Origin of the sequence: Desulfatiglans sp. (genome assembly GCA_012513605.1) — a bacterium.
Taxonomy (GTDB): domain Bacteria; phylum Desulfobacterota; class DSM-4660; order Desulfatiglandales; family HGW-15; genus JAAZBV01.
In genome coordinates this window covers 1-13,263 of sequence record JAAZBV010000125.1, presented here as the reverse complement: position 1 = coordinate 13,263, position 13,263 = coordinate 1, and the positions used below count along the sequence as shown (strand labels likewise).

Here is a 13,263-nt window from a genome sequence, read left to right as displayed (position 1 = left end):
CTATGCAGCCTTTGAAACCATGCTTCTGACACGATGGGGCTGAGGTATATTGAGCTGCTTTTTCGGGTCAGGAGTGATAACTGTCTCACGGGTAAGCCAGCCTGTACGTGCCGCGGTTACTAGTCCCCAGAGAGGTATCCAGCTCAAGGCGAATATCCAGTAAAAGGAGAAGGGAAGAGCCCAATGCCATCCGAACATACTGTGATGTTGTTTCTGATATATAATAGATGGAAGTATGGCGCTTACCAGGCAGCCAGCAGATATAAGTATCAGGGTGGGAACAGGGTTCATCAGCATCTGTGCAAGCACTGCGAATTTACATGCCTCGCCAAATGTCAGGCGGAAGAGTTGTGTAACACTGAACAAACGTATCCAGTTGCTTCCTGAGTCATAAGGGCGGAAACGTTTTGTTATGAATGAAAACATAACAAGATTTTCCCTTACATTGCTGCGTGCCCATCTGAGCAGCATCTTTCTTAATCCTGTATATGCGGCGGGTATCTTGGTATTTACTACTGCCTTTCTCTGATAAACTACACGATAACCCATGCGAAGGATCAGGTTGGTAAGCGCCCTGTCTTCACCAATGGTTGCACGTTTACCCATGAAGGTCTGGTTGATCCATGTGGTGAGGTTTGCCCTTACCACATCAGCACGATATGCTGAAAGTGCGCCAGGTGTACAGAAAACGCCGCCATATACACTCTGTCCTGAACGTATAAAGTCAAAGGCATAGGCAAACGATACCTCAAGCATCTTGGGAATCGCACTTTCTGCAGTGTTGAGTACCCTGACATTACCGGCAACCCCGCCTACACGCGGGTCCAGCACAAATGGGCTAACCATATGACGAAGGGTATCAGGTAAAATCTCAGAGTCAGAATCTATGGTAACAAATACTGATCCCTTCCCATTGATAAAGCCTTCTCTCAGCGCAAGCCTCTTACCGCTGTTAAAGGGTTGCCTTATCAGCTTTACCCTGTGAGGGAATTCCTTTTTTGCCTTCTGCATCCAATCCCATGTATCATCCTTTGAACCGTCGTCAACGCAGATGATCTGCATTTTTTCAGGGGGATAATCACTGGCTACAACAGACCTTACAGTGTGTAAAACCTGAGCCCCCTCATTATAAGCAGGAATAATAACTGTTACCACCGGCAGTTTTTTATCGCATGCAGGTTTGTATGGCCTGTAATGCCATGCAAACCAAACCCTTATCCCTAATAAAAAGATGGCCCATGCAGTTACGCCAATGGCGAGAATACTTTTTGTGGGCAACAATTTGCCCATGATCTGTTCGTTGTAGTTTTTTACCAATTCATCTGTATTATAATTGAAATGATACCACATAAGCATTAGAGATATTATTAACGTTATGCAAAGTACCCAGGGGTAAAATATATCGGAATTAAATTTCGGTAAACCATTACTTTTCTTCATTTTATTACTCAGTTTAAACATTATTATAATTCATTAAATCGTCCAAAAAAAAATTCAGCGATATGATAATATTCCTGTTTAAATGTCAATAAAAAAATTCCATTGATTTTATTTGTTGCAGCCGGAAATAGACTGCACAAGATCAATGGAATTTTTATTTTAAGACACCGTTATTTTAAAAAACTTCACCGGAGATATATTTTTCTTTTATTTAAATAATTGAGGAGTAAATTCAACAAGATAATCACGCCATTTTGCCCATGTATGGCCGCCGTCCGTCTCTTTATATACAGGTGAAAACCCGTGTTTCTTTAACATTTCTACTGATGCCCTGGTTGTCTCTATTAAAAAATCCTCTGTGCCTGTTGCAAACCAGATCAGTTTAAGACCCTTTTTTAGATCACTGTTATCAAGCATGTTTTTGTATTGTTCTTCAAAGCTCGGAGAAGAGTTTTGACCAGGCATGGTATTTCCAAGGCCGAATATACCAGAGCTGTATACCCCGATATATGCGAATTTACTCAGATCTTTCATCGTAATATTAAGGGTTTGCATGCCGCCCATGGATAGACCGGCTATAGCCCTGTTGCCTCGGTCTGTTAACACACGGTAATTATTTTCTACATAGGGCATTATGTCATTTATGAAGTCGTTTGAAAAATCATCAACCATATTGTTGACACCGCCACCCATACTGAAATTCTTTGTTGTATGACCGGCAGGCATAACTACAACCATGGGTTTTGCCTTTTTATCATTAATAAGATTATCAATGATAAATCCTGCCCTGCCAACTGTGCTCCATGAGTCATCACAATCCATTGCGCCGTGAAGAAGGTAAAAAACCGGGTACTTTTTACTGCCTGCCTCGTATCCAGGAGGGGTGTATATGTGCATGCGGCGGTGCCTGTTAAGGGTTTTTGAGTAGTAGTAAACCTCTGCAACAGCGCCGTGGGGCACCTGTTTCATCTCCATAAAATCTGCCCCAGGCACATAGACCAGGCTCCAGACATTATTGTTTGACTCACTTATTGATGTGTTATTCGGGTCAACAACAGATGCCCCATCCACTGTAAATGTGTACCTGTAGGCCCCTGGTGCAAGAGGCACAGTCTTTCCTTCCCACACGCCTTCACTGTTTTTAGTAAACTGTAGATTTCCAGGGGTCATTCCAAATATATCTGAGCTCTGTAACCCCACCTTTGTCGCCTCAGGGGCCAGTATCCTGAATGTTATGCTTTTGTCTGATAGTACTTCTGGGGATTTGATTGCCGGCGCCTGCGGAAAGGCAGGTTTTTTAGCCTGGGCATAAATGTTGGCAGGCAGGGTTAAAAATACCATAACCGCGATCAATGTAATAATGATGTTAATCAATGAATCTTTGTGTTTCATAAATACCTCCTCACATTTATTAATAGGTTAAAATTTATTGACTCCTGTAGAAACATAGACATCAACTGTTAGTTTTAAAACTTTAAATTAATCAGCAGGAAATGCAACAGGAAAGATATCTATTTGCTTTAATACTGAAGAAGGGTTTCTGAATATCTGCCTCATATAACGTTTGAAAAATGATTTGGTTGACAAAAAATATATAACTTCTTAAAAATAGTTACCTGTGAGGTCATTTCTATAAAATAGTAGCAAGGTATAAAATATTGTATCGCTTAAGAACATCAATTAACTTTACTATAGGATTTAAAATGAAAAATATTACAGGTCAGTGTTTTAAGGTAATTCTTTTACTCTCCGTGTTATTAACAACCTCTTATGGTCAGGACGCCATGCAATCTAGAATAAAATCAGTCAGACCACTTTTAATACAGCCTTCTATGAATGTTTTCAGACGCTTTGAGGCAGATCCTGAGGCCATGTATAATTTTTACGGAAAGGCGCTTGGTTTCAAACAGCTAATGACATTCAATATTGGCGCAAAGACCGATGTGGCAAGGTTCCAGGTGGGTGACTCCCAGCTAAAGCTTTCAGGTATTGTCCCAAACCGCACGTATAAGCGCGGTGAAATAAAGGATGCAACCGGTGTACGTCTCCTGACATTTTTTTTTACAGACAGGCATGCCCTTGAAGAGAGGTTCAGGACTCAGGGGCTTCCGGTACCGGTCTTCGAACCCATAGCCGGAACATCCAGAAGTCACACTTTCTTAAAAGACCCTGACGGCCAGTGGGTTGAGCTTGTTATTGTGCCAGATTCAGAGAAGGCAGCCTGCATGGGGATTGAGGTCGGGTTATCGGTTTCAGATATTGAAAAGAGCAGGGCCTTTTACCGGGAATTTGTGGGCCTTGAAGAGATGCCACCAGAAGATGACCCGGTTTTTCATGTGAAAAAATACTCCTATCAACACGGTTCTACCATAATAAGCCTTCGCTGTTTCGGTCCAGGCCTGCCTGCTGATACCGGAAGCGGCGGCATACAGTATGTTGTCTCTAACGCTGAAGCAGTACAAAACCTGGCAAAGGAGCGCAATGTTGTTATTGATCAGCCGCTCAGCACACTTCCCGGGTTTTCATTGTTAACAGTATGGCTTGATGACCCTGACGGCATAACAAATTATTTTGCACAGGTTGGTGCAATGGAAAAAAAATAAACTTGGATTTTATATTATTAACCATTTAAAAAGGGGGGTTTAGTAATGAAAATCAGGAATCTATGTTTTGTTTTAACTGCTATCTCTACTCTTATTGTCTTTTCTTTAACAGGGTTTGCCCAGGATAAAAAGGATGCGCCGAAACGGGCCGATTTTATCCCTTCTCCTATTTTTTCACCTGTATATCCGCCTCTTCCACACCATTTCAGCGATGTTTATACTATCCAGATCCTGTGCAAGGCGCCAAAAGGTGCACTCAAGAGGGCAACCATGCCGCCTATGGAACCGGTCGGTGACGAAGAGACCTTTATCCTTCTTTTGGGCTGGACACAGGATGTGGAAAAGGGCGGGTACAATGTGCATGAGGTGGCAATAAACGCCCCTGTAAAATGGAAAGACAAGGTTGGTAATACCACGCTTATAGAATATATTGACAGTGACATGGGCTTGATTGCCGGCCGTGAGATCTACGGATGGCCGAAAAAGATGGCTGAAATAACCTGGACAAAGACCCAGACAGGATGGATGGTTGTAGTCAACAAGATGAAGGATCAGGGAAGTGTACCTCTCATGAAGATAGAATACACTGTATCCAAAAATCTGCCCGAAGTAAAATGGCCGGACATGGGGCCGGTTCTTCTGGTAAGACGCATCCCGCCAGCATCCTTATCCACTCCTTCAATAAATCAGATGATCTGCCTTGGCTGTGACACACCTCAGGCGAGTGTCGGGCCGCTTGAAGCAGCACCAGGACCGGATGATACAAGGGGTACTGCCACAGTCCAGTTCTTTGACGGCCCTCATGACCCGCTTACTTTTTTAGGCCCAACCAAGGTGCTTGATGCAAAGATGACAAGTCTGAAGGGGGAGATGCCCTTCGGGTTGGGTCTGGATGGGACGAAGGTAGTTGAGCAGTGGGAAGAATAATGTAATCATGGATGGATCAAGCGTCATTACCTGACAATTTGATCCATCCTGTATTAGGGGTTTTGAATCTTCTAATATGTTGTTATAAGCAAAGAATTTTCACCACGGAGGACACGGAGAGCACGGAGTAAAAGCTTAAAAAATTCTCCGTGCTCTCCGTGGTCTCCGTGGTGAATGGTATTTTTGAATTTTCCGTCTACCTTATGCCTGTAAGAGTGCCTTTAAACAGGGATAGATTCTATAAAAATCTTACCAATATTCCTGCAACCCCATGTGAGGTTCTTCCATTGAGGTAATATCCGCCTATTTTTGAGATTCAGGGATCTGGTCGTTTGTAACCCCATCCATGAACCTTTTCATAAAAATCAATTTTTCATCTCCACTTAGCTCAATATCAGGTATTGTGCGCCAGCGTTCAGCAGTGATCTTTTTTCTGCTGTTGAGTTTGATATCCCTGAATGGATTTCTGTACGATGTAGACTCATTAAGCGTTGAATCAAAATAGGAGATGGTTACAGGTATATCTACTGCAATATATTTCAGTATCGAGCCTTTGAATGTAAATCGTCCTGATTTAGTGTCATACTGAAAGGATGTATCAGAGTATCTCCTCTGTAATCAGTATACCGTTTGTGTAGAGCCATTTATGTATCCCATCACCAAAACGGCCGGTTACTGCGGATATGATTTTTCGAGGGTCATAAGGGGTTCACCACCGCTTATGCTGACCCCCTTTATTCCAAATTTTTCTCTCTAACACGTATAACTCTCATTAAAAAAGATGCCAATCTATTCACTTGGGTGAGTATTGCCAAATAGTTCTATGCTTCCAGCTTAACCCTTTCCATCTTAATTTCTCCTTATGTCCTCTGTTATGTTGCCATCCCTTATCTCCACCTGACGCGGGGCCCTTTTTGCCAGGGCCGGGTCATGGGTGATAACCAGTATTGTGCGCCCCTGTTCCCACAGCTCAATAAAGAGGTTCATGATGTCGCCTCCTGCCCCTGTGTCAAGGTTGCCGGTAGGTTCATCAGCAAGGATGACATCAGGGTCCATGGCGAGGGCCCTTGCAATGGCTACACGCTGCATCTGCCCGCCTGAAAGCTCTGTGGGTTTATGATCGATACGTTCCGAAAGACCAACACGGTCAAGTAATTCCATAACCCTTTCCTTCCTGTTTCTCTTTGGCATGCCACCGAAGATAAGGGGCATCTCAACATTTTCATATGCGGATATCTGGGGGAGGAGGTTAAAACTCTGAAAGATAAATCCCACACGCCTGTTTCTTATACTGGCGAGCGCTTCCCTGCTCATGCCTGAGACCTCTTCACCACGCAAAAGGTAACTTCCTGATGTGGCAGTATCAAGACAACCGATAAGGTTCATGAGCGTGCTTTTACCTGACCCGGATGGCCCGGTAATGGCTACCATCTCACCGGAATAAACCGCAAGGTCTACACCCCTTAATGCTTCCACCTTGATCTTCCCTGTATCATATACCTTGGATAGCCTCTTAAGGCTGATTACCTCACCATTTTCCTGTTTATGATTATTGGATTTTGAATTGAAAAAATTTCTCAGTAACATATATACCTCATTCGTAGCGGAGCGTCTCCGCAGGGTTAATGGATGCAGCACGCCTTGCAGGGAAATATCCTGCTGCAAGGCCAATAATGCCAAGTATAAGAGCCGATACAATGCCTATGGGGATAGACAGGGTTGGCTTTCCAAGCATTTCCAAAGCCTGGTTTCCCTCTGTCGGAAGATGCCCAAGTAGTATGATTGCCCCCATGGCCATTAACAGACCGATAGTGCCACCTGTAAGAGTGTAAAGCATGCCCTCAAGGACTACAGGGCCTGTAATCCATGTGCTGCGCGCGCCAAGGGCCATTTTTACCCCTATCTCCTTTGTGCGCTCCTTTACAACCGCATACATGATATTGGCGACACCCACGCCACCTATAATAAGAGTAAGCCCCCCTATGATTCCCAGGAATATCTTCAGGCCAACCATGATATCACGCTGGCTTTTCGATGATTCTACTGTATCCCATGTCCCTAACACCCTTTTATCAGCGGGATCAAAACCATATTTTACCCCGAGCACCTTGTTTACCCCTTCAAGCACAGCCTTCATTCGCGCCGGGTGGTCAGGCTTTATGATAAGCATCTGAAGCCTGTCCCTATTAAACTGTGCCTTGAATGTGGTAATGGGTATACATATCTGGTCTTTATCCATGCCGTTGTAATTCCCCATCATCACCTTGGGCATCATCACCCCGATAACTGTGTAGGGGGTCTTTTCAATAAGGAGCTCTTTACCAACCGGGTCTTCATTACCGAAGATCTTTTTTGCTATTTCATCACCCATAAAGGCAACCCTTCTTCTCGAATCTTCATCCTTGATATCAATAAAGCGGCCCCCTGGTGCAGGTATATGATTGCGTATCTCACCAAATCCCCATGTAACCCCTTTTATAGTGGCATTTGTCCCTGTCTTGCCATACTTTATGCCCACACCAAAATTCTGTATCTCCCCTGCTGCGTCCGCGAGGTTCACAACCCTTTCCCTTAAAAGCTCAACAGCCTCTATTTCAAGCCTTATCGGTCTTCCGGGTGGGAGCCCCTGCCATGTAAGGCTTGTTGTCCCTGGCCATAATACGGCAATATCTTTACCTATGCCCTGCATTGCAGTGGAGGTAGAGATACTTAACCCCTCTCCAAAGGCAAGCAGCAGCAGGAGAGAGAGTGTTCCCCAGGCGATTGATGCAATGGTGAGTACAGCCCTTTTTTTCTGGACTCGGCTTGAACTCAAAAACAGATAGAGTATTAATCCTATTCTCGGTATATGCATTTGGCTCCTCACATCTTCATGGCTGTTACAGGGTCCAGGTTAGCGGCAGTACGCGCCGGGAACCAGCCTGAGATAAAACTTATTAACCCCAGAACCAGCGCAGTGGCAGCAGCTGAAGATGGCGATAGCCTTGGATCTCCCACTGTATCGCTCAGGTGCAGCACAGGAAAGGTCATGCATATTATATAAGTTATTATGATGCCTATGACCCCGCCAGCAATTGAAAGAGAGAGGGTCTCTATCATAAACTGACCAAGGATAAACCGCGGTTTAGCGCCGAGGGCCATTTTTATGCCTATCTCTCTTGTACGTTCTTCAACCACAACATTCATGATATTTGATATGCCGATTCCTCCTACGACCATGGTAAGGCACCCTATCATCCCCAGGAATATCCTGAAGGCAAGCATAAGGGTATTGATAAATTTTGCATTTTCAGATGTGTCCCAGAAGCCTATTGCCTCTTCATCATCAGGGCTGAACCGGTGCCGTGCCGCCAGTATATGCCGCACATCGGTAATCAGTGCCCCGGTCTTATCAACATCTGTTGCTGTAAAGACAAGGTTACCCGCATACTTCTGGCCTGTCATCATCTTGAATGTTGTGGCAGGGATAAAGACCTTGCCCTTGTCTGAGCCATTGTAATTGGAGTTCTGTTCCTTTTTTTTCATCACACCCACAACCAGAAAAGGGGAACCATTTAGATTCAGAGTGCGGCCAACCGGTGGATCATTACCGAAGACCTGTTCGGCCAGTTCATTACCAATAAAAAGCACCCGTTTTTTCAACTGAAGGTCAATGGGGTTTATAAACCTGCCCCCTGCTTGAGGGATAAGGTTGCGGATTTCGCCATATTCAGGTTCTATGCCTGCCACCCCAACAGAAAGGATTTTTGTGCCATACTGGAGTTTCATTCCTGATTGATATTCACTGGAGATAAAACCAAGGCCAACAGCCTTTTTCCTGATAAGAAGGATATCCTCATCATCTACCAGTATATAGCGGCCCTTGTTGAGCCCGTCATATGGAATTGATGTTCGTGATGGCCAGCCGATTACAACACCGTTTCCTATACCCGCACTTTCTTTGGCCAGTTGCTGATGAAACCCGTCGCCAAAGGCCAAAAGCAGGCTTACTGCAGTGGTGCCCCATATCATACCGAACAGTGTAAGGAAGGTGCGGAGCTTCTGGCTCTTTGTGTCACGGATAAGCTGACGTATGATGTTTAGCATCCTATCCCTTTATCTCCCTGGGAGGCCTCTGTACAAGCTTTTGACCTTCATTTAAACCTGACACGACCTCTATATTGAGTCCATCTGAGAGCCCAACTGTTATAGGCTCCTTTTTTGGTTCTGCATCAGGTGTCTTTCCCGGTATCTCTACAAAGGCCTTTGCGCCATTATCCTCAAATATGACCAGCCGTTCAGGTATCATGAGTATCTCTTTTTTTTCTCGTATCACAATATCCGCATTGGCAGAGTACCCGGCCCTGAGCTCCACATCCTTGAACTGCTCCAGCTCTATCTCTACCTCAAAAAGCTTTGCATTGTCCTTTTCTGTGGCCTGCGGGGCTATCTTACTCAATCTGCCTGTGACGGCCTGGTCAGGCAGCGCCCCTATTTTTATTCGCACAGGCATGTTAATCTTAAGTTTGCCAACATCTATCTCATCTACTGTACCCTTAAAAACAAGGTCATTCATGTCTGCAAGCGTGGCAAGCTCTGTGCCTGCCTGATAGCTTGTAAGTGGGACAACCGGGTCTCCGGGGTTTACAAGACGCTGTAACAATATGCCTTTCGCAGGGGCCCTTACTATTGTCTCCATATCTTTACCCCTGCCGCTTATACGGCCATCCTGTATGAGCTGCATGCGATCCTTTGCCCTGGTTAACTCTATCCCTGCGCGTTCATATGACTCCTTCTGAACATCCCTTTTGTTTATTGATTCTATCCCCTCACGGGCGAGCTCCTGTGAGTGCTCCCAGTCCTTTTTTGCCCGGTCAAATGAGAGTTGTGCTGTCTTTACAAGATGCTCAGCCTCAAGGAGTTCATCAGGGGTGGGATCAGGGCTGATCTCTATGATCGGGTCACCAGTATTGATCGTATCCCCTACCTCAGCCGGGCATCTTTTTACAATGCCTGAGATCTTTGATTTTATGTGGAATTTCTGTCTTGGCTCTATCTGTCCTATGGCAACCGCCTTTTCGGTTATATCTCCCTTTGCTGCATCCACAAGCACAAATCCCTGATCAGCGGGTTTGCGATTCTTTACCCATGAGTAACCTCCAACAGCAATTACTGAAACAACAATTAATAAAAGGAGAACCTTTGCAAACTTCTTCATTCAATACCTCCGGGATTTAAAAAAATTATATTGTGACGTTTAAGCATTTATCGTACCAGAATATAATAATTATTGATTAACAAGTAATATCAATATGATAGTTGAATATTATATTATTTGGCATTGGCCGGATAAGCCTTTTCATAGCCATTTATGCCCATGACTGGTTAATGCAGCCATAAGGCATATGTATGTATAGTCTGAAAAAGTTAAATGGTTACATCTGTGATGGTTTTTTGTATGGTCATCAAATTAATATTTTATATTTTAAAAACTTTCTATATACTGCTCCGCTGGAAGAGGGTTCTTCTCAACCCAACCCTGCACTTTTTAAAACAGGTATTTTGGCGTTCCTGAACCGCGGTTTTTCCATCTGCTGTCAGCTCCTGGGGCCTGCGATTCATGGAATACTTCATATAACCTCAATTCTAATGGAGAAGAAAAATGACAACATGGCATGATTACCTAAAAAAGACAGGTCAACCTCCAAGCTGGCCCTATCCGATTCGTTTTGAGCAGGAACAGGAGATCGATGCGGATGTGCTTGTGATCGGAGGCGGTATTGCAGGCTGCTGGGCTGCCATATCAGCGGCCAGGGAAGGGGTAAAGGTGGTGCTGCTCGAAAAGGGCGATACGGTCAGAAGCGGGGCAGGGGGGCCTGGCTGCGATCACTGGTGTAATGTGCCTGCAAACCCCCATTCCAGGGTTAATCCTGATGAGTGGGCAGAACACATGGCAGATGTGCCCTGGAGCTGCGGGATAGGGCTTCAGATTCAGTGCAGGGAAGACTGGGACACACTCCTTGAGATGGAGCAGATGGGCGGAAAGATACGTGATACTAATGATGAGTATGTAGGCGCTGAGGGCAGGTATGATGATACCAAACTCATGTTTTCTCCCAGGTATGGGGTAAAACATAATCTCTGGCCTGAACCGGGCGCTGGCGAACCGGGCTTTAATCCGCCTGAAAAGAGATCAAATGTAGTTATCAGGATATGGGGATCAACCTTTAAACCTGCATTGAAAAGGGAATGCAAACGTTTAGGCGTTAAGGTAATGGACAGGGTCGCAGGCACAAGCCTCTTAACTGAAAATGGCGAACAGGGCGCACGTGTTATAGGCGCAACAGGGCTTAACAGCAGGACAGGCGAGTTTGTTATTGTAAAGGCAAAATCAACCATTATTGCCACTGGCGGCGCAGGCGATCTGTGGCTCATGAACTCAGAACTCTGCGGCATGTCAAGTATGCATCCAAGGACATGGACAGGTGAAGGGCTTATAATGGCATTCAAGGCGGGCGCTGAGATTGCAAACCTTGAGGTAAGCATGCCGATAGGTATTGCAACTGGGCTAAAGCACAAATGGTATACAGGGGCTGGTGACGCCAGTTATGAAAATGTGCCTATAGTTGATGCGAATGGCAAAAGGGTTCCATTTCCTATCCAGGGCTGGGAGGATGCAGGCGCTATGATACCTTCGCCGGAAGTCCAGATGAAGGTCGCTGAAGAGGTTAAAAAAGGGAATTTCGCTCTGCCATTTTATGGCGACTGGCCATCAATGTCTGATGTGGAAAGAAGGGCCACATGGGACCTTATGCTTGGAGAAGAGTCCACAACAAAAATCATTATAGATACATTTAACAAGGCAGGTTTTGATGGCAGCCGCGACCTTCAGCAGAGTTACAGGTTTATAGAGGGTGCAGGTATGCCGCAGTGGAGGAATGGCGGCGGTAATTTCATGATGGACTGGAACCTGAAAACCAACCTGGATGGATTATATGTGGCAGGCACCCAGCTCTTGGGCGGCCAGGATCACAGTTACTGCGCTGCTACCGGGAGATATGCCGGTAGAAAGGCAGCTTCCTATGCAAGGGAGATAGGGCAGGGTAAGTTGTCACGTGATCAGATTCAGAAGGAAAAAGAGAGGATATATGCGCCAACACGCAGAGATAGCGGTATAGAGTGGAAGGAGTTCCACGCAGGGATCGCAAGGATCAACCAGTATTACAACAGCGAATTCAAGACGGAGAACCTTTTCAGGATTGGGCTTTACGCACTTGAAAGGATGGAAAAGGAATTTGCACCCCAGCTCTATGCGTGTGATCCGCATAAACTTTTGAGAACTATTGAAGACCTCACCATGCTGGAGCACTCAAAGATTATTATGCAGGCATCCATAGCGAGAAAGGCGAGCCGCATGGGATTTCAGCGTATAGACTACCCGAAGATGGACCAGCCTGAGTGGAACAAGTTCCTTGTTGCAAGGCTTGTGAATGATAAATTTACAACAAGACTACAGGAACAGAGGTTCTGGGGAAACATGAAGAAGGAGTATGAGGCCCATAACAGGGATTATAAAGGGGTGTACAAGAAATAAGGGGTCTAGGGTTCAAGGGGTCGGGGGTTCAAGTGTTTTAATTCAAGATTCAAGATTAAAAGCGCAAGTAAAAAACCCTCGAACCCATGAACCCTAGAATCCTTAATATTGAATATTGAATTTTAAATTTAGATTTTTGAAACGGAGGCAAAACATGTCCGAAAAAATATATGCAATGACCAATGTTATCACGCCAAACCAACCGGTCATCTTTGACCCGGATTACTGCACCGGGTGCAACAATTGTGTGGATACATGCCAGGTGGATGTATATATCCCTAACCCTGAGGCAGGCGCACCGCCCATTATACTGCACCCTGATGAATGCTGGTATTGCGGATGCTGTGTAAACGACTGCCCGTCAGATGGGGCCATAAGGTTCAACTGGCCGCTTCAGTCCAGGGCCTACTGGAAGAACAAGAAGACAGGGGAGATAGGGCAGGTATAAGGGTAAACGCTATTTCGATAAAAAGGGCCGGTTTCCGGCCTTTTTTATCAGTAATTGTGCTGGCATATTTTAAAAATGAACCAGTTTTGTTCTATGAAACCTGTATCGTTTATTTATTACACGGTTATTGTAAATTTATAATTGTCGTCATTCCCGCGAAGGCGCATTGGCGTCAAGCTAAAATCTATTGAAATGACAGGATAAATTTTAATGTTAAGGTTTGATCGTACATACAATATATTTTGTTGTCCATATAAAATATCTACTGGAAG

10 protein-coding genes are annotated in these 13,263 nt (G+C 44.9%); 4 read left to right on the top strand and 6 right to left on the bottom strand.

Features of this window, described 5'->3' with window-relative positions:
* Both GX654_16800 and GX654_16795 read right to left on the bottom strand, forming a co-directional pair.
* Complete coding sequence (locus tag GX654_16800; GenBank protein ID NLD38521.1) at positions 1–1,317, bottom strand: glycosyltransferase; 1,317 nt, start codon at positions 1,315–1,317, stop codon at positions 1–3.
* Positions 1,318–1,647: 330 nt separating this feature from the next.
* Positions 1,648–2,832: an esterase gene (locus GX654_16795; GenBank protein ID NLD38520.1), complete on the bottom strand. Its 1,185-nt coding sequence runs from the start codon at positions 2,830–2,832 to the stop codon at positions 1,648–1,650.
* Between the two features lie 440 nt (positions 2,833–3,272).
* Between GX654_16795 and GX654_16790 the strand changes: the two genes are divergently transcribed.
* The gene (locus tag GX654_16790; protein ID NLD38519.1) at positions 3,273–4,043 is read left to right on the top strand and encodes a VOC family protein; all 771 of its coding nucleotides are present in this window, start codon (positions 3,273–3,275) and stop codon (positions 4,041–4,043) included.
* A 45-nt stretch (positions 4,044–4,088) separates the two neighbouring features.
* On the top strand, positions 4,089–4,970 hold the full coding sequence (locus GX654_16785) for an acetoacetate decarboxylase family protein (GenBank protein ID NLD38518.1): 882 nt from the start codon (positions 4,089–4,091) through the stop codon (positions 4,968–4,970).
* Between the two features lie 849 nt (positions 4,971–5,819).
* Here the strand turns inward: GX654_16785 and GX654_16780 are convergent.
* From GX654_16780 to GX654_16765, 4 genes are read right to left on the bottom strand one after another with little or no spacing between them, the layout of a single operon-like run.
* Positions 5,820–6,557 carry an ABC transporter ATP-binding protein gene (locus GX654_16780; protein ID NLD38517.1) on the bottom strand — a complete coding sequence of 246 codons (738 nt, stop codon included), beginning with the start codon at positions 6,555–6,557 and terminating at the stop codon, positions 5,820–5,822.
* Positions 6,558–6,564: 7 nt separating this feature from the next.
* A complete protein-coding gene (locus GX654_16775; protein ID NLD38516.1) occupies positions 6,565–7,824 on the bottom strand; it encodes an ABC transporter permease in 1,260 nt (419 codons plus the stop codon).
* An 8-nt stretch (positions 7,825–7,832) separates the two neighbouring features.
* On the bottom strand, positions 7,833–9,056 hold the full coding sequence (locus tag GX654_16770; protein NLD38515.1) for an ABC transporter permease: 1,224 nt from the start codon (positions 9,054–9,056) through the stop codon (positions 7,833–7,835).
* Position 9,057: 1 nt separating this feature from the next.
* Entirely contained in the window at positions 9,058–10,167 is a 1,110-nt protein-coding gene (locus GX654_16765; GenBank protein ID NLD38514.1) for an efflux RND transporter periplasmic adaptor subunit, read from the bottom strand.
* 444 nt (positions 10,168–10,611) lie between these two features.
* Between GX654_16765 and GX654_16760 the strand changes: the two genes are divergently transcribed.
* Together GX654_16760 and GX654_16755 are read left to right on the top strand one after the other, a co-directional pair.
* Complete coding sequence (locus tag GX654_16760) at positions 10,612–12,543, top strand: FAD-binding protein (GenBank protein NLD38513.1); 1,932 nt, start codon at positions 10,612–10,614, stop codon at positions 12,541–12,543.
* A 154-nt stretch (positions 12,544–12,697) separates the two neighbouring features.
* Positions 12,698–12,991 carry a ferredoxin family protein gene (locus GX654_16755; protein NLD38512.1) on the top strand — a complete coding sequence of 98 codons (294 nt, stop codon included), beginning with the start codon at positions 12,698–12,700 and terminating at the stop codon, positions 12,989–12,991.
* Positions 12,992–13,263 lie beyond the last annotated feature (272 nt).